Consider the following 26,099-nt stretch of genomic DNA (forward strand, 5'->3'; position numbering starts at 1 on the left):
TTTCTTCGAAAGTTATTGCAAGGAAAAACCATTACACATCTTTTTTTGCAATAATGATTATACGTTCTTGTTTCATTTCACCGACACACTGTTTAGCTTCTTCTTGGGTTAAACCTAACGAGGCCATTTTAGAATGAAGTTCATCTTCACGAGAAAATAACTTATTAACTGCAGATTCAAAAACTCCTTGTTCAGAACCTCGATATTCTTTTGTATTTGTTGTATTTGTTAAATATTCCGAGCGCTCTTTATTATAAGTCAATAAATAAATTTCACTTTTACTAAACCCGTTAGCGAAAAGCTCTTCAATAAACTTATTTGCCTGACCACTATTTTCTGCTACTTTAATTTCCTTCACTATTTTCTCCTCCTCTATCCCCATAGAATATGTCGTTCTACTAATAGGTGTATCCTTCAGCAGCCAATTAAAACCAATTTATTCGGATATGGGATAAAAGACTATAAAAAATCATCTAAATATTGTATAAAATGGGGTAAATTATCTACTTCTAAGAGAATAAAATATAGACTTCTTTTCCTTTTTAGAAATATGGAGAGAGAACTTTTTATGTAACCTTGAAAAAATTCCCCCTCTGACAATAGAGGGGGAATTTTAGTTAACCTTTCGCTAAATCTAACGCTTTATCTGCCTTTTTTAAATCGTGATTTACTTGTTCTTCTACATCATAGGCATGATACATCTCATTATCAATCATATATTGAGCAATCTTTTCATGAAGCTCAATGGCTTTATCTAATTGCTTTTTTAATACCTTTCGTACTTCGGGTGTCGCTGTTTCCGTAAGCGCTACAGCATATGTTCGTACACCATTCTTAGCTGATAATAATAAATCAGTCGCAATAGCAAGATCGTCTAACGTTTTAGTAAGAGTACTTTTAGTGGCCATTTTTCTACCCCTCCTATTTATTGAGCTTTCTTTAAGATTTTTTTCAATTCTTTAATCGCTTCAGTAGATGTTTGAACATCTTCTTCAAGAATTTTTTTTAATTCCTCATCCTCTACCAATTCCAACATCGCTGTTCCTTTTGTTACACATGATGTTTTAAGCGCTAAGATTTCATGAACTTCTAGCGTTTCGTGCATAGCTAGTCCCTTTGCCATGTTTGCATCCTCCTTGTCATTTTTTTGACTTGTGAATTATATTCCCAAATCATTTCCATTTAAACAAGTATTCATTATTTTTTAAAAATTTTAGAAAAAGAAACAGGAATATTAAAACTAACAAAAATAATCACCTGTTTTTGCAATTGACCTTCCATTGTGTTGCAGAATAAATCCCTTTAGGTGTAATATGTAGCCCTTCAATGAACCTTAAATTGTAAGTCTTTCCCTTTTTAATCGTTCAAAATTGGGTAATACATTTTGTAAAAAGGTGTGATTTTATTAATTTTTTACGTATTACCATCACGGCTGTTATTCTCTCTTTTGTTGGTGTTATATTCAGGGTAATTTACGGTCAAATAATTGGAGAAAAAGATGTTCAAATAGAAAGTCTTATCGGTCTTTTCATCGGTTTTTTTATTGGGATTTTCTTAATTTCCTGCTTTACTGATTATCGTAAAAAGAACAAAAATAATAAATAAAATAACCAAGTTCGTTTGCGCCACCATTTCAATTAAAAAGTGCGTTAACCCGGCTTTGGATTAACGCACTTGATGGTTACGCTTGAAACCATAAAACTCAATTTTCTATAGAATCTAAACATCCTTTTAAATGCTGAAATGAGGATCCATTTGGACGGAAAGAGTAAGGGTGATTAGTAAATTCAGGGTGCGCATTACACTCAATTACCTTCTAGGCTGATGATTTTTCTGATGACTTATTGCCCGGTGCAAACCAACCCAATAGCGCGATACCAACTAAGACTCCATAGAAAATCAGGGTCCAAATGGTGCTATGAGGAAAATGAGGATCTAAGACACCGATATCTTTATGTGCAAAAGTAATAACAGCAAGTTTCACACCTACCCAGGCAACAATGGCATATGCTGTCGTTTCTAGGGCAGGTCGTTTTTCAAGGAGTTTTACAAACCAGCTTGCTGCAAACTTGATTAAGATAAGGCCTGCAACTCCTCCAAGAACTACAACTGCAAACTGCCCTCCGTCCATCCCACCGATTTCTCCAAACTGTGAATCAGGAAGTCCAAGAGCTATGGCTACTGCAGCTAAAATAGAATCAATGGCAAAAGCAAGGTCAGCTAACGCAATTTTCCCAACCGTCGGCCAGAATCCCTTTCCAGCAGACTCCTTCTCATCATCATCATGAATATTCTCATTATGTTTCCCAAACCGCGCCTGAATGACATGTTTCAAACCTAAATACAGAAGATAAACTGCTCCTACGGCCTGTATCCACCAGACGTTGGCGATAAATGAAATGGCAAAAAGAGCTCCAAATCGAAAAATAAATGCCATAAGAATTCCGTAATTAATCGCTCTTTTTTTCTGATCCTCGGGCAAATGTTTAGCTATAACTGCTAGTACGAGAGCATTATCAGCTGATAATAATCCTTCTAACCCGATTAGAATCAATAATGCCCATACGTATTCGAGCCAAATAGATTCCATCCGCTTTTCTCCTTTCCAAAATGTAAGCTGTTATGCTAAAAGTTTTGTTTACAATAGAATAACCATATATGCTGCAGTAAACTCTAAAAGATAAAATTTTCATTTTTTTAACACTAATCAACAATTGAACATCTCTTAAGATAAACATAAATACGAATTCCAGTATGTCAGTAAATAGTTTATGTCAACATACTTACATAGGTTAGAAAGTCACCTTATTATTGTTATGCCCTTTCCCTTTTCTCAAGAAGTACCTGTGAACAATAAAAAACCAGCTGTAACATATTGGTTAATATGTTACAGCCGGTTTTTATTGTGAAATAAGAAAATTAATTAGGACTAATCCCTACCCAAAAAAGATCCACTAGAGCCTGAGCCGTTTTTTCAGGGCCCCCTAATTCTGTAATTAATTCTTTTTTGTTCCGAATCATTGTTACCGTGGAAAATGTATGCGCAAGCAATCTGGGACTTGCTACGACGATTTCTCCGCTGGTTGCAGCTTGCTTGAATACATTCTCTAATGCCTCATGTATCGCTTTCTCCGCTTCACGAATTTCATGAATATGACCTTCTGTAAGCGAAGAAGTCGCTTCTTGCAATAATGTTTCAAAATCAATATGCGGTCTTTTTAAATGATCTAATGTTACCTCATATAATCTGTGTTTTAGACCATTGGAATTTTGTAATAATTTCTCCGTTTGTTTTGTAATGCGTTGAAACATGCTTGATACCGAAACGGTAAACAAAGTTGCTTTATTTTTAAAATAGTAGTAAACGCTGGCCTTGGTCACATCGCTTGCTTCAGCCACTTGCTCCATTGAAACTTTTTCGTATCCATATGCCATAAAGAGATGGGCAGCTGTTTTTAAAATTTGATCTCTTGTTATATTATTTTCAGTTGTTATTTTGGGTCTGCCAGGCTTTTTTTTCGGTGTCTGATTTGTATTCATAAGGGCCCTCCTTCTAGTTCAAGAAATTGGCACATTTAAACTAGTTGATTAATTAACCTTCTGGTATATATAATTATTGAAGGTTCTATATATATTGTAATAGAAACAAACAGATTTGGAAATGAGGGAGAATTAATGAAAGAATCACCTTTAGCAACATTCAGTCGATTGATGACTGGAAAAGTGAGTCGTTGGGTTGTTATTGCCGTATGGATTCTGGCAACTGCAGTTCTAACGATTGCTTGGCCTGCCGTTAATAAAACGGAAGTGAACAATGCACCAAACTTAAGTGAGAATTCACCTTCCGTAGAGGCTGAAAATCTCATAAAGAAAGAATTCCCTAACTCTTCAGGGGTTCCTGCCCTGCTTACATGGCATAAAGAATCGGGTTTGAATACCGATGACTTAAAATCTATTCAGCAAGTGGCGGCAGATTTAGAAAAGAAACCATTAGAAGAACAAACGTCTACTCCACCTTTGCACAAATTACCGTTAGCAGCTTTACAAAAAATGATTTCGAAGGACGGTACAACGCTTGTACAGCCCATTTTCTTTAAAGAAAACGTTGAAACGGATGTACTAGAAAAAAATCTAGACACGATTAAAAAACAAGTAAAAGAACAGGTTTCATATGATTCTTTTGCTACAGATATCGATGCAAAAGATAAGCTAAGCACGCGTGTTACAGGACCTGTAGGAATTCAAGTAGATGCAACCAGCTTATTTGAAGGAGCAGACGTTTCCTTACTAATCGCGACAGTTTTATTAGTCTTAATTTTACTTCTTGTCATTTATCGTTCCCCAATTTTAGCGATTATTCCTTTAATCGGTGTAGGTTTTGCCTATGGGGTGCTGAGTCCGATTCTCGGTATTTTGGCAGATAAAGAATGGATTACAGTTGACTCGCAGTCCATATCCATTATGACGGTCTTGCTATTTGGAGCAGGAACAGACTATTGTTTATTTTTAATTTCTCATTATCGCGATGAGCTTCGCAAAGTAAAAGATAAGAGACAAGCACTTATTAACGCCTTTAAAGGTGCTTCAGGTGCTATAGCTATGAGTGGATTTACAGTTGTCATCTCTCTTCTGGCCTTGATTGTAGCAAAATACGGTGCTTACCACCGTTTTGCAATCCCTTTTAGCTTATCTATTCTAGTTATGGGATTAGCAAGTTTAACACTTATCCCTGCCCTGCTTTCGGTTATGGGAAGAGGTTCTTTTTATCCTTTCGTTCCTCGTACTCCTGAAATGGAAGAAGAATTGGCGAAAAAGAAAGGAAAACCGGTGCGTGACCGAAAAGAGAAAAAACGTTTCGGGAATTGGATTGGTAATGTGGTTACGACTAAACCATGGACAATTATTGTAGCTTGTCTAGTCTTTTTTGGAGCTTTATCCATTTATTCTAGTCAAATCAAGTACACGTATGATATATTGTCTTCTTTCCCTGAAGATATGCCTTCTCGTGAAGGGTTTGCGGTTATCTCTGACGCATACTCTCCTGGCGAACTGGCGCCAGCACAAGTAGTTATTGATACGGAAGGAAAATCAATAGATCTAGAAAAAGCATTAAAGAAAAATGATCTTATTAGTACCGTTTCTGCACCTCAAAGTGGTAAAAGTAATAAGAATTTAAAAGTATATGACGTCACGTTTAATATAAATCCATATAGTATAGAAGCAATGGAAGCTATTCCAGACTTGAAAGATGCAGCAGAAAAGGCACTATCGCAGTCAGGAGTTTCCAAAGTGGAATCCAAAGTATGGATTGGCGGTCAAACAGCGACGCAATATGATACGATGACGGTTAGTGATAAAGACAACAGTATCATTGTCCCGCTAATCATTATTTTTATATCGTTGCTGCTATTGGCTTACTTACGTTCTATTGTAGCTATGCTTTACTTGGTTGGAACGGTTATCTTATCCTACAGTGCAGCCTTAGGATTAGGCTGGCTCATTATTCACAACATCATGGGGGCAGATGCTATTCAAGGAGCGATCCCTTTATACGCGTTTGTATTCTTAGTGGCGCTTGGTGAGGATTATAATATCTTTATGATCTCAAGCATCTGGCAGAAAAAGAAGCACATGCCGTTAAAACAAGCCATTAAAGAAGGCGTAAGCGAAACAAGCGGTGTGATCACATCCGCTGGAATTATTTTAGCTGCTACCTTCGCGGTTCTAGCAACACTGCCGATTCAAGTTCTCGTTCAGTTCGGAATTATCACGGCTTTAGGTGTTCTGTTAGATACATTCATTGTGCGACCATTCCTTGTACCTGCGATCACGACGGTTTTAGGAAGGTTTGCTTTCTGGCCAGGTAAAGTTGAAATGGCACCAGAAAAGGAGCAGTAAATATATAATCTCCCATCATAAAAGCGTGGACTGCATTCAGCCCACGCTTTTAACTAACTTCATTTTAGTTCTCTTTTTAATACTTTACCGAGCTGATTTTTAGGGAGTTGATCAATAAAATAAACTTCGGGAATTTTGTAGCTTGCTAGACGATCTCTACAATATTTTAAGATATCTTCTTTTGTTAAAGAAGAATGAGGATCTTTTACCACATACGCTCTAGGTTTTTCTCCATAAACTGGGTCTTCTACTCCTACTACAGCAGCTTCTATAACCGTATCTATTTGCTCAATTATTTCTTCTACCTGATCAGGATAGATATTATCACCGCCATATACGATAACATCTTTAAAGCGTCCCATAATATATAAAAAGCCGTCTTGATCTACCTTTCCAGCGTCTCCCATATAGAACCAGCCATCTCTAAGGACTTTGTCAGTCGCCTCTTGATTATGCCAATAGCCTTTAAAACAATAGGGGCTTTTTATAATAATTTCTCCAACTTCTCCTGTTTTCACTTCTTGTCCTGACTCGGGATCAATAATTTTTACTTCTACACCAGAAAGAGGCTTGCCTGCTGATTCAATTTTTTCATTTCCCATATTTGGTGTCCATACACTGACTGTCCATGCTTCTGTACTTCCATAACCTTGTATCATGCTGATGTCCAATTTTTCATATTCCTTAATAAGATAAGCAGGAACTTTTGCCCCTCCAGCAATAGCAACCTTTAGTGGAGATTTCTTTGCCCCTGCATTTTTCACTGCTTCGAGCATTTGCATATACATAGAGGGAAACGCTAACATCATAGTGATCTTATGAGTTTCAATCGTTTCCCAAATGATTTCCGGTGTAGGATCTGACAACAAAAATAACCCCATCCCGTTGGAAACAGATTTCAAAATGTTATTAATAGAACTCATATGATAAAAAGGATGCGAGGCAAGAAAACGACCATCCTCTTCATAATCGATTCGTTGACTAGATGGTTGTATGTAAGAATATACATGACCATGCTCAATCATACAGCCTTTTGCGTTGCCAGTTGTTCCAGAAGTAAAAAGAAGCATGGCAATGTCGTCTTGAGAGACCTGTATATTTGGATTTAGTATAGAATACGCAGAAAAAATTTCATTATATTCTTCAACTGTCTCCACACTATTTTTTCTTCCTACTTGTAAAGTAATCACGTCATTTAATATTTCAGAATCAAAAGGAATAACCTCATGAAATTTTTGGTCGTAGAAAATAACTTTAGGTTGTGCACTATCTAAAATATCAATAATTTCATACTTCGTAAGCTGCCAGCTAATAGGAACAGCTACGGCCCCAATTCTTAATGCGGCTAGCAGAATCGTAGGAAACGGATGATTGTTTTGACAGAGAATTGCAATTCGATCCCCTTTTTTAATGTTATGGCTTAACAGGTAATGAGCGAGTTGATTGACACGTTCATTATATTCTTTAAATGTAAGGAAAGATGTACTCCAAATTAAAGCCTCTTTTTCAGCAGATTGTGTAGCCCTTTGCTCTAATAGTTCTCCAAGTGTATACATGATAGCTCTCTCCTTTAATGATAATGACCAGTTTGAATCATATTTAAATGGTGCTTCATTCTAATTATTTTTAAATCTATAAACTACATTACCCACAATTAACGTTAACGCAAACGTTAATTGTAGACATTCGAAAAATTCATATCTTTTTAGCATTTAGAAGATATATATTGGCTATTCAAAGCAGACTATTCAATATACTTTGAAGCTTATGTTGAGGAGTTCATAGCGCTTTATCTTGTACGATTCTTTTCTTTTTTAACTTTACACCAGCTATTAAGTATGTTCTCTTTCTATGCGTCGAGTTAATTGCTAGTTGCACTCTCCATGTGAATAACAAAAGTCTTAAGAGTTATATTAATAAAAACGCTAAGATAATATAGAGCTTCTCTTCTTGCTATAGGATCTATAAATGACCATGGAGGAAAATATGAATAAAGTCTTTTTCATTTTTATGATTATTGGTGTACCTCTTTCAATTATTGGCAGTATTTTTAATTGGAATTATATTTTCATGTTCTTTATTTACTGTGTGACATTAATTAGCTTGGCTAATTACATCAGACGTTCTACTGAAAGCCTTAGCGTTGTAGTAGGTCCAACAGCAGGAGGATTACTTAATGCTACGTTTGGCAACGCTGCAGAAATTATTATTTCGTTTTTTGCATTAAGTAAAGGACTAAATACAATTGTCATTTCCTCTATTACTGGAGCAGTCCTCGTTAATCTACTTTTTGCGAGCGGAATATCAATGATTGTTGGAGGAATTCGATTTAAAAAGCAAAAATTTAGTGTGTTTAAAACACGACACAATACCTCTCTCTTAATGTTTGCTATTATCGTAACTTTTGTATTGCCATTTATCTTTGCAAAACGCTTGGATGATAAAGATATGCAGGTTCTATCAACTTCTTTTGCTATTGTGATGCTGACCATTTACCTACTTGCTCTTCTTTTTAAACTTGTCACGCATAAGGGGATTTTTACTGGAAACGCAGAAGAAAATGGAGAGGAACCAGAATGGGGAAAAAAGAAAGCAATCGTTGTACTTGGACTGGCTACAATTGTACTAGCTTATATTAGTGAAAAACTTGTTGGCACCATTGAGCCAGTAGGTGCTGCCTTAGGCTGGAGTCACGTTTTTATTGGAATTATTGTTGTGGCCATAGTCGGAAGTGCTGCAGAGTACGTGTCAGCAATTGCAATGGCCTATAATAACAGAATGGACGTAATGGTGGAGATTTCCATTGGTTCAACCGTCCAAACGGCCATGTTTGTTGCTCCTATACTCGTTCTGTTTTCATACTTGTATGATTTCTTGCCTCTTGTATTTAATACAGCGGAAATGATTGCGATGATCCTTGCCGCTCTCATGACGGTGACCGTTGTTAACGACGGTGATTCCAACTGGTTCGAAGGTGTTTTACTTGTTGGTACCTACATTGCGATAGGCTTTAGTTTTTACCTTTTATAGAATTTTTTCAAGAAAAAGATGAAAATTTCAGCTTACATAAAGACAACGCTTGGTCATCTTTTTAAATCTTGACGAATAACATATATACAAAAATTTGCTTTTCTTTTGCATGGTTTTCAACTTTAAACACGATTAAAATATTGCTGCATTGATAATATATAAAGGTATATGAACGAGAAAAACGAGCTCTTATCTGCTAAGGGCTCTTTTTTTACATTTATTTCATCTGCCCTTATATACAAGCATTTAAAATAAATAAAAGACACAAGTAAACCTAAAACATATGTACATATTCTGACGTAAATGACATATTAATAGCTCGACAGTGCTAATAATAAAATTCAGAGGAGATGAGAGTGGGAATGGATAATTTTAATTCACAATCATCCATCAATCATTCAAACCCGCAAGTATGGAATTTTGTTTCGGCTCCTAATTTACATCCCATGAAGGTTACCATTAATGTTGATAAGCCCGGAACAGCTCCCGGCCTATTATTTGTTGCGCCCTATACGGTATATGAAGCAGCGATGATTGGCCAAACTGGGGCACTAATTATGGATCAGACAGGTAATCCAGTGTGGTTTAGACCACTTGCTAGTAGATATATTCAAAACACAGACTTTCGAGTACAAATGTACTGCGGGAACCCTGTTCTTACGATGTGGCAAGGAACAATTTCAGGAACTCAAACCGCAACTCCAAACCTTCCAGCAGGCGATCCTGAACCTGGTGCTTATTTTCAAATTATCAACCAGCATTATAAGGTCATTAAAAAATTATTTGCTAAAAAAGGATTTACAGCTGATGTGCATGAGTTTACAATCACCGAACGGAATACGGCTTTGTTTACGGCAGTAAAACAAGTACCTGCGGATTTATCTAAGTATGGTGGACCAGTACGCGGATATTTTGATGATTACTCTATTCAAGAAGTAGATATTGAAACGGGAGAGCTTCTCTTCTTTTGGAGTGCACTTGAACATATTAATCCAGCTGATTCAGTGGTACCTGCTTCATCCGCGACAAGTTCTAATAATATATGGGATTGCTACCACGTAAATTCAGTCGAAGAAGGGCCAAACAATACACTTCTAGTGAGTATGCGTAATATGTGGGCCATTTATAACATTGATAAAAAAACGGGAAAGGTAATTTGGCAACTTGGTGGAAAACAAAGTGATTTTAAGCTTGGACCGAACGCTGCATTTTCTTGGCAGCATGATGCGCGCTACAGGTCCGAAAATAGGATAAGCTTGTTTGATGACGCCTGCTGTGCCTCTTCAACCTCTCCTCCTGAGGGACAGGCGCGTGGTTTAATTCTTCACTTAGACTATAAACACAAGGTCGCCAATGTAGATCGAACGTATTATCATGACCCAGCTTTATATGTTCCGAGTCAAGGAAATGCGCAAAAGCTTTCCAATGGAAATCAACTCATTGGGTGGGGGCAAGAGCCCTACCTTTCAGAGTTTAAAAATGCTGGCAATACACAAAGAAACCCTTCATTTAATTTGTTATATGATATGCGGTATCCAAATCAGAATCTTTCGTATCGAGCATTCAAAAATAAGTGGGTAGGTCTACCACTTTATCCGCCTAGCATAACGGTAGACTTATTGCATGACGGTCAAGCTACAGTTTACGCATCATGGAATGGTTCAACAGAAACGGTTGCTTGGCAGGTACTGGCGGGACCAACACCTTTTAAATTAGCAGTAGTGATATTTAGTAGCCCTCGTACTGGATTTGAAACAGATATTCATGTCCAGGCAGCTGGCCCCTATTTTCAAGTAAAAGCATTAGACTCCTGCGGGAACGTCATTGGTACATCACCGACTACTTACGTAAAAATAAGACGAAATAGACGAAAGTGAGCATTAATAATCTTCTATTAGATTTTAAAAATAGTCGTATAGCGCCCCACTCAGAAGGCTTGAGGGGGTCTTTTACCTTTTAAGGAATCAACTAGAAATTACATGAGCTAAGGACTTTTTCAAAAAACCGCTACTATATTAATCTAAACTGCAAAAATAAAATTCCTGATATATAATATTATATTTTAACAAATAGTAAGGATAAAGAACTGGGGGAATATTTGATATAGATGAGTATAAGGTGCTTTTTCTCCCTAATTACTTAACTTTTAAAATCATATCTTCTGACTTTTCATTCCATTTAACCGTTAAAATCATATATTCAGGTTTAATTACATCTTTACTAGCATCAATCTTTACTTTTTCTTTGAAATTCCCTTCTTTATTTAACCTTGCGTCTCTTACTGCAATTCCATTTTGATTATTTGAAGTGTCTAAATTAATCCCAAAATCTCCTACGGATTCTACCTTACCACCTAGATAATTTAAGTTCATTTGAGCTGTTTCTTTCCTATTTTCAACGGGATATAACGTAATAGTAGCTGACCAGCTTTGAGTTTCACCTGAAAACTCTAAAGGATCCTCAGCTTTACTTTGACATCCAACTACTAATGAAATAAAAAAGAAAAGACTAAATAAAGCAATATAAAACTTTCTCATGCTCTTCCTCCATGTTAACTAAAGGTATATATTTTATTAAAATATATACCTTTAGTTAACATGGCGTAGAATATTATCTAGTAAAGAACATATGCAAGATCTTTTTTAATAGCTGTTCATAGGTTTTGAAAGCCGCACTAAATGTGGAACGTTCCTTTTCATTTCCCATCATAATTTTATCCCCTTTTATTTTAAGCGGGTATATTATATACAAGTTTATACAAAATGAATTGTCGTTAGTTTAAATAATGAAAGGTCTCCCAGAAATAATTCTGAGAGATTAGTAAAAAAATTAACCTGTAAAAAAACTTACAACACCTATAAGCACAAAAAATATGAGAATTGCAGATAAAATGAGTACAATTGTAAAGATAGGTTTATACTTTGCTCTACTTTCTTGATTACTTATCTTATTATGTAAATCATCTAATTTTCTTTCAATTTCATCCAGACGTTTTTCCGTGTTAATATCCATCACCTCCTACCTTTTATACGAATTACTTCTATAAAAGTTTCCTAATTACTGTATTTTAAAGAATATATATGTAAAAGCCGTTTTGAATTGTATTTATAGTTAGTTACCGAAATCCCCTTTTCACATAGTAAATTTTCATTTTTTTAAAACCTTCATCTAAATCAAAAGTGAAGTGGACTTACTTGTTTGATAATAAACGAAATGATAAACGAAACAGAAATTGTTGCCGCTAGCTGCTTTGGATTTTTGTAAAAGACTCCGCATAAAACAGCATACATAATGAATTCTTCCATATAACTTACATGGATATAAAATACTCCAACCGCTAAAGAAAGACTTAGCAATAACCCCATAGGCAACGCTGGTAATATCCAAGCTAGACGTAAATTATTTTTAGCCATCCATATAATAGCTGCTAGAAACGGAGACGCTAGTGCGATACTTCCCCACAGTAAAAAATAACTAGTTGGAAAAAATCCAAATAGAAAAGCGGAATATATATAATAGCCTGTTAGCATTCCTATAAAGAACATGAATGTATTAAGAGCCCCACTAATTTTGGTTTTACTATACGCGGCTATAAGGGTAGCAATCAGGACCCAAATACCGGCCCTAGAACACAAATCCCCAAAATACGGCAGAATATTCATCCACCAGCTTCCATCAACACCTGCAATAGTATCTAAATATTTGGCTATTATCCCCAAAGCTGTACCGAAGACTAAATAGATAATAGAAAATGCAAGTTTATTTGTAGACTTAACTACTCCAATAGTAAACTCCCCCTAACCAAAGCAAATCTATTAAATTGTTTTAACTCTTTCGTCCAAAAGCTTTTGTATCAATATTTTTGGCATCTAGAAAATTCTCTATCTTTTTCTGTTCCCTTCCATTTACACCTTCATTTCTATTCATAAGTGACTCAATTTCTGTTTCAGAAAAATCTCCTTCGCTCATATGCTCAACCATGTCATCGCTGGCTTGATCCAGTTCATCCAAAATTTGATTGGAACCCATAATAAAGCGGCTAATTCTCTCTGACTCTTTTTTATATCCTTCTGGTACAGTATTGTGCGAGATATATATGGAAAAGTTACGATCATTTTCTTTGACCAGATCGTTTAGTTGTTCAAGTTTTTTCGCTTCAGCTTTAGGTAGCTGTTGATCAGAATCCGTCATTTCTTCAAATTGATCACTGATATTGGATAAATCCTCGTTAGTATTTAAGTAAGTCTTTATACTTTCTTTCATTTCCTTTTCATCAATTACAGCATTATTTTTCGATGAACTAAATATAGAAGTTGGTAATACAACTTTTTCATTAACCTCTTTTGTACTTTCCTGATAAGAACAAGCACCTAATAAACAAATAATCATTAAGCTAAAATAAAGTTTCTTCAATTCAAACGCTCCCTTTACCAATGTGTTAATTCCATTAATTTACATAGAAAATTTTAGCATTAAAATCCCCTTAGGACTATACATCTAGAGGCGTATATTGCAAAACTACCCTCATCTAATTGAATATAGCAAAAAATGTTAAGAACAACGATTTGTTTGCTGTTATAGTGAACGTAAGGTAGGTGAATGTAAATGAATTATGTAACTTGTATACAGAGAACGCTAGATTACATTGAGGAGAATTTGGAGACACAGATTACTTTAGAAAAGTTAGCAGGAATTGCTTGCTTTTCTCCTTTTCATTATCACCGTGTCTTCCAAGCCATGGTTGGAGAATCGGTGATGGATTATGTGAGGAAACGAAGACTTACACGCGCAGCAGAACGCTTATTTTTCACAGATGAAAAAGTCATTGATATCGCACTTGATGTTGGTTTTCAATATCAAGAATCATTTAACAGAGCGTTCAAAAAATTTTATGATGTTTCACCGAAGCAATACCGTAACGCAAGGAGAATATCTGGACCGCTGCAAGGAAAAGCCTACCTAACTACCACACTTTTGCCAGGAGGAAATAAGATGGAACCAAAACTAGTCACTAAATCTGCTTTTTATGTCATTGGATATGAGCTAAAAACGAAGAACGAGGGTGGTCAGAATAACAAAGACATTCCTGAATTTTGGCAACAGTACATGCAAAATGGATTAGGCTCTAAAATCCCCAATCCCCTAAACGCAAGCGCGGAGCTTGGCATTTGCACTGATTTTAATCCTGAAACGGGTGAGTTTGTTTATATAATTGGCATGGAAGTAAAGGAAGGCACTCCAGCTCCTGAAGGAACAGTTTACAGAAGCTTCCCTGAACTAGAATATGCCGTGTTCACTACTCCAAAATCAAATGAAGAATCTTTTACTTCTTCCATTCAGTCCACATGGAACTATGTTTTTACAGAATGGTTTCCAGAATCAGGTTATGAGCACTACGGATCAATGGAGTTTGAACTGTATGATAAGAGGTGCTATGGTTCAGAAAATAAAGAGATTGACATCTACATTCCTGTAAAAAAACAGACTGTTAAGGCATAAAAGAGAACTTCCATTTGTTTAAGAGAAAAGTAGTGTAGAAATTCATTTATAATACTGAAGATATTCCTATACAAAAGCCCAATCTCTAAGCAATTAAATTTAGGATAGGGCTTTTTGTTATTTCGTGTTGGGAATTTTGGAGTTAATCAATGTGACTATTCACTTCATTTTTAATTATTATCATGTACGATATCGGCCATAAAAACATCAGCTATATAGAGAAATGTGAGGTGCTTTTCTTTCCAATTACTTAACTTTTAAAACAATGTCTTCTAATCTGTCACTGGATATAAAGTAATACTAGCTAAACCGCTTTAATTTTCATCTGAAAACTCTAAAGAATCCTCAGCTTTATTTTGACGTTCAACTAATGCGACAAAATAGAAAACAAAGTTAGATACATTTCCTATCATTTTATTTTATATATCTTCCTCATGCGCATATTTTTTACATTTTATAGGAATGATAACGTTACTCGTTGTATAACAAATATTCACTCATATAAAAGGTGGTAAAACGTGCGACAAAGATATCTTTTGAAAAGCTCTACTAAAGAAAAGACAACGGATTGTTCAGCAACTCCCTTATATGATGATATAAATAAAAATATAGAGAGACTATTGAACGAATTGGGAAATAGCTCTGATGTATCGTTTCGAATGGTTGAGTCTCCGTATCAAAAAACGTTAAAAGCAGCCGTTATTCACCTTGACGGATTAGCAGATGAAAACATTATAAATGAGAATATCATGACTCCTCTTATTCAGGGGCTTAAGGAAAGTAATCAAGTAGTAACCGTCAAAGAGATAGAAGCACAAATACCCCAGATGTTAACTGTATCTCAATTGACTATAAAAGAGAATTGGCATGAATTTATGTCAGCGGTTTTAACTGGTGATACAGTCATACTACTGAATGGAAGTTCTAAAATTTTCATTGGCAATACAAAAAAACTTCAGTCCCGCGCAGTAACAGAACCAACCAGCCAAACTGTTGTTAGAGGACCTAAAGATAGTTTTACAGAGAATTTAAGGACTAATACCTCCTTGATAAGAGCTAGAATTCAGGATTCTAATTTACGCTTAGATAGCATGAAAATTGGAAGCGTAACCCAAACAGATATAGGGATTATGTATATTAAAGGGAATGCAGATGAACGTATTGTAGAGGAAATCAAAGAACGTTTAAAAGAGATTAAGGTAGATGGGGTCCTCGAGTCGAACTATATTGAGGAATTTATCCGGGATGATAGGACGACTATTTTTCCACTTTTATTAAATACGGAACGACCTGATGCTGTTGTAGGAAATTTATTAGAAGGTCGAATTGCTATTATTGTACAAGGAACACCTTTTGTATTAATTGCGCCTGCTATTTTTTCTCAATTTTTTCAGTCTCCCGAAGATTATTATCAAAATTATTATATTGCTTCCTTTTTAAGGATACTAAGATTTGGCTCTTTTTTTCTTTCTATGTATGCGTCTGCTATCTATTTAGCATTGATTACGCATCATCAGGGACTTATTCCAAACACATTAATGGTCAGCTTAATGGCGCAAAGAGAAAGAGTTCCTTTTCCAGCAATTGTAGAAATGGTAGTGATGGAACTAGCTTTTGAGATGTTGCGAGAAGCAGGAATACGAATGCCTAGAGCAATCGGACCAGCAGTCTCCATTGTAGGAGCGCTGATTCTAGGACAAGCAGCTGTAGAAGCAGGTTTTGTATCGGCGGCTGTTGTGATCATTGTTGCTATTTCTGCCATCAGCAATTTTACACTGCCATCTACTAGCATTGTCAATGCGGCCCGTGGTTTTCGGTTTATCTTGATTCTAATTTCAGCATTTATTGGCTTATATGGAATTTTGCTTATGACCTTATGTATATGGCTTCATATAAGTAGTCTAAGATCTTTTGGTATCCCCTACTTTTCACCTTTTGCTCCCTTTGATTTTAAAAAGCAAAAGGATACTTTAGTTCGATTCTCTTTACCATCTCTGTTGAAAAAACATCAAAATAAATAGACTTCGTATAAAGATGAATGAGGATAGAAAATGAAAACTTATCTTTCGCTTTTATGGATCGCTGCCATTTGTTTATGCGTTTCAGGATGTTCGAATTACCGAGAATTAAACCAAATAGGAGTTATTATAGGATTGGGAATTGATGAGAACGAAAACTTGGAACAACCTTATAAAGTAACCTATCAGATCATTAATCCAAGTGGTTTATCACAGGGCAGTTCGTCAGGAGGACAGGGTCTTCCTGTCATTAACTATACAGTAACGGCCAAAACGTTAGTGGAAGCATTAAAAAAAGCCTCTGTCGTCATCCCAAGAGAACATATTACTTCTCATCTTTCGCTTATCGTTGTAGGTGAAAAGTTAGCAAGAAATGACCTTAGCTTATTATTTGATGCCTTGGATCGAGGCAAGCAAGCTCGTACAAGTATTCCAGTTTTTATTGCACGTGATGGAACTGCTGAGAAATTGCTTGGTGTAATTGAACCTTTCGAGGTTACTCCAGTCAAAAGTATTCTAAGTACAACCCAGAACAATCAAAAAATGTACGGAATAGTTAGTAATGTACAAGCATATGAAGTTATTTCTATGCTTTTGAGTGAGGGAAAAGACCTATCTCTTCCTGGAATCACCATTAACAAACCCTCTCAGAAGTCAGAAGAAGCAGGCAATTTAGAGAATACCAGCCCAAGTGCTATGCAGGTAAAGGGATTAGCTATGTTTAGAAAAGGGAAATTAGTTCGATGGCTGGATGGCGATGAGGCTCGATCTGTTCAACTTGTTACGTCTAAAGTGAAGAGCACGGCCCTTGTTTTCCCTTGTAATATAAATGCGAATATCACAGTTACGACGACCGGAATAAAAAGTCAAATAAAGACAAAAATCCGCCATGGACAACCTTTTATTCATACAGATTTGAATGTCATGGGAGAAATTACGGAAACATCATGCCAAAAAGATTTAAGCAACCCAAAGGTATTAAAAGAATTGGAAAAAGAGGTACAAAATGAATTACAAAAGGAAATCACAAAAACTATTCGCATCGCACAAAAAGAAAAGGTAGATATATTTGGCTTTGGTGATAGCTTGTCTCGAACCAACCCTAGTTACTGGCGTCAGCATAAACAGAATTGGGAGAATCTATTTTCAAGCGCAAAGGTATCGATGAATGTGAACGTCAGTATTGTAAATACCGGAATGCGGACAAATCCTTATGAGGTAAACTAGATGAGGAGCTGAAAAAGCGTTGACTAAAATAAAAATCGATGGGTTTCAATTATTTTGTATGATGTTTATCTTTATATTAGGCAGTACGTTGCTTTTAGATATAGGAAAGGCTGCTAGGCAAGATGCATGGGTAGTCCCCCTTTTGGCTACTTTTTTTGGATGTTTACTGTATTTAGTCTATATCTCCTTATATAAGAGATACCCTAATATACCCTTGACTGGCTACCTCATTAAAATCTGGGGTAAATACGTAGGCGGTGCTATCAGCTTTTGCTATATTATATATTTTGTTTATATTGCTTCCAGAGTACTACGTGATTTTGAAGAATTACTAATTAGTTCTTCTTACTATGTTACATCGATTATTACGCTGGGGATATGTATGACCTTTGTGCTGATTTATAGTATTCACTTAGGAATAGAAGCATTCGCACGAGTTACATGCTTATGTTTTGTTGTTATTTTACTGACTCTTTTTATATTAAATGTTTTATATGTAGTAGGAGGCTATATCAAGGTGGAAAACCTTCAACCCGTATTAGCAAATGGATGGGGAAACATAGGGAAAGAGTTAGCCCCTCTTGGTATTACTGTCCCTTTCGGGGAATTGATTACCTTCACTATGATTCTTCCTTATTTGAATAAAAAAAGTCAGGCTGCAACAATTGGGTTATCCGCTATTATAACAGGAGGAATTGTCTTAACCATTAATTCGATTATTCTTTTGTGTGTACTCGGACCAGAGACTGTTTTAAGATCCTCTTTCCCCGCTCTGACAGCTGTGAGTTACATCAACATAGCTAGTTTTATTCAAAGGCTGGATACCTTTATTCTTATTCTCATGGTCATTTTAGGTTTTGTTAAAATAACCATCTATTTCTTTTGTGCAGTGATTGGCGCGGCTGATTTGTTTCGAATGAAATCTTCTGTTACAAATATTTATTTAATTGGCGGTGTTATTTTTTTCTCCTCACTGATGATTGCTCCTAGTTACCAAGCTCATATAAATGAAGGACTCAAAATTGTTCCTTATTTATTGCACCTTCCTTTTCATATAGCAATTCCCATCCTATTGCTGATTACAGCATATATAAAACAAAAAATAAAGCCTGCCCTTTCATGACAAGGGAGGCTATTGTTTTTTTAAAACAGGAAAAATGCTAACAGTAAGGAATATCAAAGCAAATAAAATAACCAAAAAATAATCTTCTCCACGGGCAATTACAAAATATTGTTTTAGGTTATAAAACGATTGAAACATATAGTTTCCCTGAAAAACGTCGATGAATGCAATAAGAACATAAGCCCCCAGCAAAATGCATAAGGATGGAATTGTTTTAGCCATTATATCAGCCTCACCTTTTTCTTTTAAATTGCGGTAAATAATATAAAAATATACAAGGCGTCCATGAGATTCAATAATATTTATTAAATGATGGAAAATAATTGATTTTCTGCAAAGCAATCTGTTATAAAAATTTAACGCAACAAGAATTGTGGACATTGAGCTCCAAGGAACTTTGTTCATTCTAATGCACGATTCTATTTTTATAGACTCTTAAGAAATAGTACAAGCCAAGCAGAAGTAATCCTACATTTGTATAAAAATAAAAGATAAATTCATACAAAAAGTTCTTTTGAGCCAATGAATCAAAAACGTAGTGCAATAAGTGGTATAGCGCTACATAGATTAAACAAAGATTCCAGAAAATATTTTCTTCTCTAGAATAAATCTCTCTTAGTAATAAAAGAATGATCCACCAAAACACAAGTATGGATAATGTACTGAGTAAGTTAATTGGATAAGTCTTATAGTAAAAGAAATACGTGCTGCTATAAAATAAAAGCATCGATAGTAACAACATGAATAGTGGCTTTCTAGAGTGTTTATTGGTGATAAAAAAGTACAAGCCAACTAAAATGGCAATAAAAAAATAAATGTAATTCAACAAATTTCCCATCTTAAACCTCAAAATCTTTATAATTTAATACTATGATATTTAAGTTTCTACTAAAATCTTTTATGTATTGGCTCAAAAACACAGCACTTTACGCTTCCTTGCCTTTTTTATATGTATAATACCCGAAGATAGCAATCCCAAAGGAAACTCCAAAAGCGGTTGAAAATGCTGTTAAAAGATCAAAATTAGAGGTGAACAGAATATTAATCATTAAGTTTCCTCCAAAGAAGATTAAAAAGTATACAAAGAATTTTAAAATAACTTTTTTCAAGAACTACCCTACTTTCATAGATGTCGTTTAAATTGACTGCTGATTCAACATAGATTTTATAAACTGCAAAATTATAAATATATCCAATATAAGATTATATTACCATATATTTTTTACTGGCCATAAAAAAGAACCTCTTTAAAATAGAGGTTCTTTTTTTATAACAGATAAGATATTTAGTTACGGTAATGACAAGAATTAAAATGTCATTCGCAAGCTTTAATAAAGATAATCTTCTAATCCTCTTACTACCTATAGCTTCTCTACCAATTCATCAACACGGACACAAGTGAATCCTTTTGTTTTCACTGTCTTTAATACATCTCTTAACGCATTAATTGTGTTTCTTGGAGCTTCAGATTCTGCTCCGAGCGTATCTCCGCAGTCGTGCAGCAAAATGACGTCCCCGCCTTTTATATTGGCTAGGCGTTTTTTAATCTTTTCGCTTCCGCCAGAGGTTCGCCAATCTTCCGCCATGATTGACCATAGAATAATCTTATATTTACCTCTTCTCATAAAATCGAAAAGGTTGAGCATTCCCCAAGGCGGTCGATAATAAATAGGTGTGACTCCAGTGATAGATTTAATCACCTTGGCTGTATTCTTAACTCCATTTCTAACCTTCCAAGGCGACATAAACCAGTTGGAGTGATGTACGTAGTTATGAATTCCGATTAAGTGGCCTTCATTATGCATGCGCTGAATCAGTTCAGGGTACTTTTCTGCTTTAGTACCGACCACAAAAAAGGTTGCCTTCACCTCATTTTTCTTCAGTAAATCAAGAAGTATGGGGGTATAAACAGGATTCGGACCATCATCAAACGTAAAAGCAATTTTGGATAAATCCCTTCCTCTTTTAACTACGTTCACTCCTAGGCTACGTGATAGGAAATACGGAATAACGGTGTATAATAAAATAAAAAAAATAATAGCAGAAATCATGAACTCCATATTATATACTCACCTCTATCTCCTTTTGCTTTTGTATCGTTCTACTATCTGTTACGTTACGTAATGAACCGCATCTTGCTGCTTCGACAATGACATGGAGAGCTTCCGTGGATGATGTTTTGGTTTGATATTTTTTCATCCTTTGTTTCATCCATCTTAAAGGTGCTGAATCGCGGACAAGATTTTCAATTTGCGCAATTAACTTTTTTTCTGACTGTGCAGACAGTGCGAATCCCGAACGACATAAATATTCTGCATTGTCTTCTTCTTGTCCTGGTAACGAATGATAAAGTAGTATTGGCAAACCCATCGCCATTGCCTCAGAGGTTGTTACTCCCCCCGGCTTGCTGATCATTAAATCTGAAATAGCCATTAATTCTTCAACCTTTTCACAGTATCCAAAAATTCTCACGTCATGCTTTGAGTCTTTTAATTCCCACTCTAATTGTGTTTTTAATTTCTTATTTTTACCGCATACTATAAAAAGTTGAATCGGTGTGGAAATGGATTCTAATGCCTTAAAGGTTGAAAGTCCTTTTCCAAAAAATCCGTCTCCCCCTCCCATGATGAGCAGGGTGAACATATTTGGATTGATCATATATTTATCTAAGAGAAGGTCTGTTGGAAGAACATCCATAAATCTTTTCCGTACAGGTATTCCAGTGTTTTTAATTTTGTCCGCCTCTACCCCTAACGCAATTAATTGATCACGCAATCGAGCAGACCCTACCATATATTGATCTGTAGAGGGATGAATCCAATAAGAATGATCCGTATAATCTGTGATGATGGTTATCGCCGGAATATCAATCAACCCTTGCTCTTTTAATTTCGATATTATCCCAGCGGCAAATGGATAGGTACTAACCACTACTTTCGGTTTTATTTCCTGTATGATTTTAAGCACCGTTTGCATGCCCGATAAAAAGATCGAATTTAGCTTAACGGAAAACGAATTTTTTACACGAGTTTTTTTATACAAAAAGCTATACACTTGAGGAAACTTCTTAATGCTTTTTTTATAGATATAGTTGCTGATTGGATAGAGGTTGGGATGAATCCATTCCATGATATCCATGGTAATAGGCTCAGCATCAGCCATCAGCTCATTTACTGCCTCGCTTATCGCATTTGCCACTTGTTTATGCCCTTCTCCAAATGTAGCGGAAAGAATGAGGTATTTATCTTTTTCACGATTATTCATGACTTTTCCCTCCTTGTAGTTTGTCTGCTTTTGCTATGTGGTAAAGCCTGGGCTGTTTCCCGCACCTTTTTGTTCTCTTGTTTATACGATTAAAGAATTACTCTACTTGGAAAAGAGTAAGCATTATAAAAAATTAATAATGGGTAGTTACCCTTTTTAATCAATTTGTGTGATGTGTCTTTTCTTCTTTTTCGTTACATAGATTGTTTAGGAATTTCTTACACTATTTATTAGAAAAACATACAGTCTTAAGTTGAGCTTTCAAATAGCACATTTTCAGTCTACGGTTTGTAATTAAAAATAGGCTAAAAATAACATTAAAAATCAATGAAAAATAAAGTTTTTTTTATAAATAGTGCTACATTAAAAGAAAAGCAAAGCTGAAATTAACCTTTTCCCTCCTCTTATTTTCAATCAAATTCAAGCATATTTGAGTTATTCACTGTGCTTTAGGCAAATACATACTATGAAAGAAGGACAAACCATGGATTTTATCACATCTTATATAAATCAATACGGATATATCGTGCTGTTTTTAGCATTGATGCTGGAACTTCTTGCTCTTCCTCTTCCAGGGGAGCTGCTCATGGGCTACGCTGGGGTTCTTGCTTTTCAAGGACATTTAAGCTGGGTGGGAAGTATCTTGGCGGCTGGTATGGGGAGTATGGTTGGAATGACTATAGCCTACGGGGTAGGCTATAAGTTAGGGACTCCTTTTTTTGATAAATACGGCAAACCCCTTCATATGGGGCCAGAGCGAATTGAAAGAATGTCAAAATGGTTTAGTGTACATGGAAACAAGCTGTTGATTATTGCTTATTTCCTCCCAGTTATTAGACATATTACAGGATATTTTTCAGGAATTACTCGGCTTCCTTTTCGCACGTATGCACTGTACGCCTATAGTGGATCATTTCTTTGGGTCACCACATTTATTACTCTAGGAAAGTTATTAGGACCTCAGTGGGAACAGTTTCATCATTCTATTAAGAAGTATTTTATCATTGGGATAATTGTAGCTGTAAGTTTGTTCGTTGCTATTTACATTTATAAAAAGTTCAAAGTAACGATTAAAAAGATAGCAATTAATTGTCTCGAGTGGATAGTAAATGTGTTTCATACGCGGAAACGGGCAGGTCTTGTTTTTATATTTACAGCATTAGTAACATTAGCGTTTATTCTGCTTATGGTTGGAATGACGCAAGACTTTATCGCAAACGAGTTTGGAGATTTTAACAAAATAACCAGTCTATTAATATCAGCCCTTTTTAATAAAGATTGGAATGTACCAATGCGGATACTTTTCATGCTCGGATCCAGGCAAGTTCTGGTGGCATTAATTTTCTTTACACTTGTATGGATTTTATGGAAAGGCAGAGATAAAAAAATCGAATTATTATCTCTGGTAGTTGTGGCAGGCGGCGGAGAGCTGTACGAAGAAAGCCTAAGACGAATTTTTCACCATTTCTCCCCTATTAGAAAATCGTTGATAGAACAGCTTTCATACACCTTTCCAAGCGAGCAGTCTTTAATGGCTTTTGTTATTTATGGGTTTGCTGTGTTTATGATGGTTCGACACTCTAAAAGATTATGGGTTCCTACATTAGCACCAATAGCAGCCATTCTTATTTTATTGCTTATTGCGATTAGTCGTTTGTACCTCAGCATACAATATCCCAGCGATATTGCAGCAGGATATGTATTTGGAGGAGTATGGCTAGGGTTAAACGTTTTGCTTCTTGAAACCTTCCGTCTTATGAAAGGTATTAATCTATAGTGGTTCACTAAAGAGGAAGGTCTAACTAAACAGGAGCTTCCCTTGTCCAAATGAAGTTTATTATATTTTGAATGATGAGAAAGGAGAACCTGCATGCAAAACCGTATTTTAATCGTTGAAGATGAAGAAATGATTGCGAGAGCTCTTCAAATTGAGCTTGAGCATGAAGGATACCAAGTATTCGTAGAGCATGAAGGAAAAAGCGGCCTTGAAGCTGCCTTACATAATAGCATTGATCTAGTTTTATTAGACGTTATGCTTCCAGAACTTAGCGGTATCGAAGTCCTTCGAAGAATTAGAAAAAAGAACACCTACCTCCCTGTTATTCTTTTGACAGCCCGTGACACTACGTTAGATAAAGTGATGGGACTAGATCATGGAGCAAATGATTACATCACCAAGCCCTTCGAAATAGAAGAGGTATTAGCTAGAGTGCGCAATAGTCTTCGTCATAGAGCTATCATTCAAGAAGTTACTGAAAAAAAAGATGTTCATTTATCAATAGAAGATTTATCTGTAAATTTAGAGACCAGAGAAGTGATAAGAAAAAACAAAACGATTATATTAACACCGAAAGAATATGATTTGCTTGTTTATTTACTAAAAAATCAAAATATCGTACTGAGCAGAGAAAATATCCTTTTGACCGTTTGGGGCTACGATTATGAAGGAGAAACAAACGTCGTAGATGTGTATATTGGACATTTGAGAAAGAAAATAGAAGAAGAGATTAATTCTCCCTTGATTCGCACGGTCAGAGGAGTAGGATATGTGATAAGAAAGGAACCATATGAAAATTACTACCAAGGTTAACTTGTTTATTACAGTTTCTCTGTTAGTCAGCTTGCTCGTTGTAAATACGATTGTATTTTTCTTATTTATGAAAACAACCGTTAATATGGAAGCACACTTAGTCTTCAAAAATGCGAATGAAATGTTGAAAAAATACCACATTTCTGAATCATTAACGCTAGACAAAAACCTTTTAAACTCTTACATGCCTAGTCACTCTTTTATTCGAATCGTGGGACCGAACTCTACAACTATTAATCAAGTCACTAACGACAAAGTCCTTGTTCAGAAAATCTCACCTACTTTTTCAACAGAAAAGAGCTTTGAACTTAGACCTTTTCAAGAACATCAAAATTTAGTAGTTCACGTACCGATTCATCAGAATCACAAAGTAATAGGCACGTTAGAAATAAGTGAGCGGTTATCAGGACTAGAAAGCCGCAAAGATATTATTTTGTCCATAATGGGGACTGTTACCGTTGTTTCGGTTCTTCTCTCTTTTCTAGCTGGCAGATGGTTATCGGCTATCATTATGAAGCCTATTGTATCAATGATCTCTACAATGGAGGATATTGAACAAAGTGGAACGCTGAAAAAGATTGGTATACAAACTGAAACAAAAGATGAAGTGTACAAAATGGCAGCTACATTTAACCGTATGATTAGTAAACTGAAGGAAAACTCAGATAAACAACGGCAATTTATTTCCGATGCCTCTCATGAGTTAAAAACACCTGTGACTGTTATTAGCAGTTTTATTACGATTCTTAGAAGGCATGGAACACAAGATGAAACAATAGCAAAAGAAGCAATTGAGGCTATTTATTTAGAAACAAATAGAATGAAAAATTTGACTAAAACACTATTAAGTTTAGCTGAATTAGAGGACTCGGAACCTGTTGACATAAAATCAGTTGATCTTGTCTCTCTCAGTACAGCCCTTGTAACTCAGTTCATGCAAGTTTATGACCGACCTATTATCTTGCATAAAAATTCCTACTCCATTTTCATCAAGGGAGATGAATTGAAGCTGAAACAAGTAATCATTATCTTTTTAGATAATGCCATAAAGTATAGTACCGATGTAATTGAGGTCTTTTTGGAAAGTAATCAGCATAAAGCGATTCTCCGAATAAAAGATTATGGCATTGGCATACCAGAAGAAGAACAATCTCATGTTTTTGAAAGGTTTTATCGAGTAGACAAAGCCCGCAAACGGGATTCAGGAGGAAGTGGACTCGGATTAGCTATTGCTAAAAATATTGTGAACCTCCATAAAGGAGAAATTGATGTACAAAGCAAAGAACATGCTGGAACAGAGATTAAAGTTACTTTTCCCCTTACAAACTGAGTAAGTCGCTTTTATATAAATTAGCTCATGTACCACTAGTGAGGCAGCAACTATCAATATTTAATTTCTAAAAATGCTACCTACTGGATGCACTCAAAACCGAATCCCCAGTTTTTTATG

Annotated in this window: 24 protein-coding genes; 10 read left to right on the forward strand and 14 right to left on the reverse strand. The window is 35.6% G+C overall.

Translation table 11 applies throughout. The features are described 5' to 3' along the window. Positions 1-31 precede the first annotated feature (31 nt). The 5 genes from ACFX40_RS00360 to ACFX40_RS00380 all read right to left on the reverse strand — a co-directional run bounded on the left by ACFX40_RS00360 (position 32) and on the right by ACFX40_RS00380 (position 3,540). Positions 32-358: a YflT domain-containing protein gene (locus tag ACFX40_RS00360; RefSeq protein ID WP_028410015.1), complete on the reverse strand. Its 327-nt coding sequence runs from the start codon at positions 356-358 to the stop codon at positions 32-34. 259 nt (positions 359-617) lie between these two features. Beyond that, entirely contained in the window at positions 618-908 is a 291-nt protein-coding gene (locus ACFX40_RS00365) for a spore coat protein (RefSeq protein ID WP_013056394.1), read from the reverse strand. Positions 909-925: 17 nt separating this feature from the next. Further along, positions 926-1,123, reverse strand: coding sequence for a spore coat protein (locus ACFX40_RS00370; protein WP_377253828.1), 198 nt, complete (start codon positions 1,121-1,123; stop codon positions 926-928). Between the two features lie 693 nt (positions 1,124-1,816). Continuing rightward, the gene (locus ACFX40_RS00375; protein WP_016766363.1) at positions 1,817-2,590 is read right to left on the reverse strand and encodes a TerC family protein; all 774 of its coding nucleotides are present in this window, start codon (positions 2,588-2,590) and stop codon (positions 1,817-1,819) included. Positions 2,591-2,919: 329 nt separating this feature from the next. Continuing rightward, positions 2,920-3,540: a TetR/AcrR family transcriptional regulator gene (locus ACFX40_RS00380; RefSeq protein ID WP_098525854.1), complete on the reverse strand. Its 621-nt coding sequence runs from the start codon at positions 3,538-3,540 to the stop codon at positions 2,920-2,922. Between the two features lie 135 nt (positions 3,541-3,675). On the opposite strand from ACFX40_RS00380, the gene ACFX40_RS00385 reads away from it, so the two are divergent. Next, positions 3,676-5,898 (forward strand): MMPL family transporter, encoded by a 2,223-nt coding sequence (locus ACFX40_RS00385; RefSeq protein ID WP_377253830.1) that lies wholly within the window; start codon positions 3,676-3,678, stop codon positions 5,896-5,898. 59 nt (positions 5,899-5,957) lie between these two features. On the opposite strand, the gene ACFX40_RS00390 is transcribed toward ACFX40_RS00385, so the two are convergent. Beyond that, the gene (locus ACFX40_RS00390; protein ID WP_377238493.1) at positions 5,958-7,454 is read right to left on the reverse strand and encodes a class I adenylate-forming enzyme family protein; all 1,497 of its coding nucleotides are present in this window, start codon (positions 7,452-7,454) and stop codon (positions 5,958-5,960) included. A 430-nt stretch (positions 7,455-7,884) separates the two neighbouring features. Between ACFX40_RS00390 and cax the strand changes: the two genes are divergently transcribed. Further along, entirely contained in the window at positions 7,885-8,928 is a 1,044-nt protein-coding gene (gene cax, locus ACFX40_RS00395; RefSeq protein WP_013056387.1) for a calcium/proton exchanger, read from the forward strand. Between the two features lie 362 nt (positions 8,929-9,290). Continuing rightward, positions 9,291-10,805: an arylsulfotransferase family protein gene (locus ACFX40_RS00400; RefSeq protein ID WP_377238492.1), complete on the forward strand. Its 1,515-nt coding sequence runs from the start codon at positions 9,291-9,293 to the stop codon at positions 10,803-10,805. 258 nt (positions 10,806-11,063) lie between these two features. Here ACFX40_RS00400 and ACFX40_RS00405 read toward each other — a convergent pair whose 3' ends face one another. The 4 genes from ACFX40_RS00405 to ACFX40_RS00420 form a co-directional block, all read right to left on the reverse strand. Continuing rightward, positions 11,064-11,465 (reverse strand): hypothetical protein, encoded by a 402-nt coding sequence (locus ACFX40_RS00405; RefSeq protein ID WP_034276572.1) that lies wholly within the window; start codon positions 11,463-11,465, stop codon positions 11,064-11,066. Between the two features lie 292 nt (positions 11,466-11,757). Beyond that, complete coding sequence (locus tag ACFX40_RS00410) at positions 11,758-11,940, reverse strand: hypothetical protein (protein WP_025749161.1); 183 nt, start codon at positions 11,938-11,940, stop codon at positions 11,758-11,760. Between the two features lie 161 nt (positions 11,941-12,101). Beyond that, positions 12,102-12,590, reverse strand: coding sequence for a hypothetical protein (locus ACFX40_RS00415; RefSeq protein WP_028410006.1), 489 nt, complete (start codon positions 12,588-12,590; stop codon positions 12,102-12,104). A gap of 163 nt (positions 12,591-12,753) precedes the next feature. After that, positions 12,754-13,341 (reverse strand): NDxxF motif lipoprotein, encoded by a 588-nt coding sequence (locus ACFX40_RS00420; protein ID WP_028410005.1) that lies wholly within the window; start codon positions 13,339-13,341, stop codon positions 12,754-12,756. A 192-nt stretch (positions 13,342-13,533) separates the two neighbouring features. On the opposite strand from ACFX40_RS00420, the gene ACFX40_RS00425 reads away from it, so the two are divergent. The 4 genes from ACFX40_RS00425 (at position 13,534) to ACFX40_RS00440 (ending at position 18,795) form a co-directional block, all read left to right on the forward strand. After that, the gene (locus ACFX40_RS00425; protein ID WP_377253832.1) at positions 13,534-14,427 is read left to right on the forward strand and encodes an AraC family transcriptional regulator; all 894 of its coding nucleotides are present in this window, start codon (positions 13,534-13,536) and stop codon (positions 14,425-14,427) included. A 518-nt stretch (positions 14,428-14,945) separates the two neighbouring features. Next, positions 14,946-16,448 (forward strand): spore germination protein, encoded by a 1,503-nt coding sequence (locus ACFX40_RS00430; RefSeq protein ID WP_028410003.1) that lies wholly within the window; start codon positions 14,946-14,948, stop codon positions 16,446-16,448. Positions 16,449-16,478: 30 nt separating this feature from the next. Then, a complete protein-coding gene (locus ACFX40_RS00435) occupies positions 16,479-17,672 on the forward strand; it encodes a Ger(x)C family spore germination protein (RefSeq protein WP_098525851.1) in 1,194 nt (397 codons plus the stop codon). Between the two features lie 19 nt (positions 17,673-17,691). Further along, on the forward strand, positions 17,692-18,795 hold the full coding sequence (locus ACFX40_RS00440) for a GerAB/ArcD/ProY family transporter (protein ID WP_098332611.1): 1,104 nt from the start codon (positions 17,692-17,694) through the stop codon (positions 18,793-18,795). Between the two features lie 9 nt (positions 18,796-18,804). Here ACFX40_RS00440 and ACFX40_RS00445 read toward each other — a convergent pair whose 3' ends face one another. The 4 genes from ACFX40_RS00445 to ACFX40_RS00460 form a co-directional block, all read right to left on the reverse strand. Next, positions 18,805-19,017 (reverse strand): YczF family membrane protein, encoded by a 213-nt coding sequence (locus ACFX40_RS00445; RefSeq protein ID WP_225049659.1) that lies wholly within the window; start codon positions 19,015-19,017, stop codon positions 18,805-18,807. A 704-nt stretch (positions 19,018-19,721) separates the two neighbouring features. Then, the gene (locus ACFX40_RS00450; RefSeq protein ID WP_255256595.1) at positions 19,722-19,844 is read right to left on the reverse strand and encodes a hypothetical protein; all 123 of its coding nucleotides are present in this window, start codon (positions 19,842-19,844) and stop codon (positions 19,722-19,724) included. A gap of 312 nt (positions 19,845-20,156) precedes the next feature. After that, positions 20,157-20,855 carry a polysaccharide deacetylase family protein gene (locus tag ACFX40_RS00455; protein WP_028409999.1) on the reverse strand — a complete coding sequence of 233 codons (699 nt, stop codon included), beginning with the start codon at positions 20,853-20,855 and terminating at the stop codon, positions 20,157-20,159. A 1-nt stretch (position 20,856) separates the two neighbouring features. Next, on the reverse strand, positions 20,857-22,059 hold the full coding sequence (locus tag ACFX40_RS00460) for an MGDG synthase family glycosyltransferase (RefSeq protein ID WP_377253834.1): 1,203 nt from the start codon (positions 22,057-22,059) through the stop codon (positions 20,857-20,859). A gap of 484 nt (positions 22,060-22,543) precedes the next feature. Here ACFX40_RS00460 and ACFX40_RS00465 point away from each other — a divergent pair, with 484 nt between their 5' ends. The 3 genes from ACFX40_RS00465 to ACFX40_RS00475 all read left to right on the forward strand — a co-directional run bounded on the left by ACFX40_RS00465 (position 22,544) and on the right by ACFX40_RS00475 (position 25,979). Further along, positions 22,544-23,836 carry a VTT domain-containing protein gene (locus ACFX40_RS00465; RefSeq protein WP_028409997.1) on the forward strand — a complete coding sequence of 431 codons (1,293 nt, stop codon included), beginning with the start codon at positions 22,544-22,546 and terminating at the stop codon, positions 23,834-23,836. A 93-nt stretch (positions 23,837-23,929) separates the two neighbouring features. Continuing rightward, positions 23,930-24,649 (forward strand): response regulator transcription factor, encoded by a 720-nt coding sequence (locus tag ACFX40_RS00470; protein ID WP_098658656.1) that lies wholly within the window; start codon positions 23,930-23,932, stop codon positions 24,647-24,649. Beyond that, entirely contained in the window at positions 24,627-25,979 is a 1,353-nt protein-coding gene (locus ACFX40_RS00475) for a sensor histidine kinase (RefSeq protein WP_263034322.1), read from the forward strand. Before ACFX40_RS00470 ends, ACFX40_RS00475 begins: the two co-directional genes overlap by 23 nt. Positions 25,980-26,099 lie beyond the last annotated feature (120 nt).

This window comes from Priestia sp. YIM B13552 (assembly GCF_042787775.1).
Taxonomy (GTDB): Bacteria; Bacillota; Bacilli; order Bacillales; family Bacillaceae_H; genus Priestia; species Priestia megaterium_E.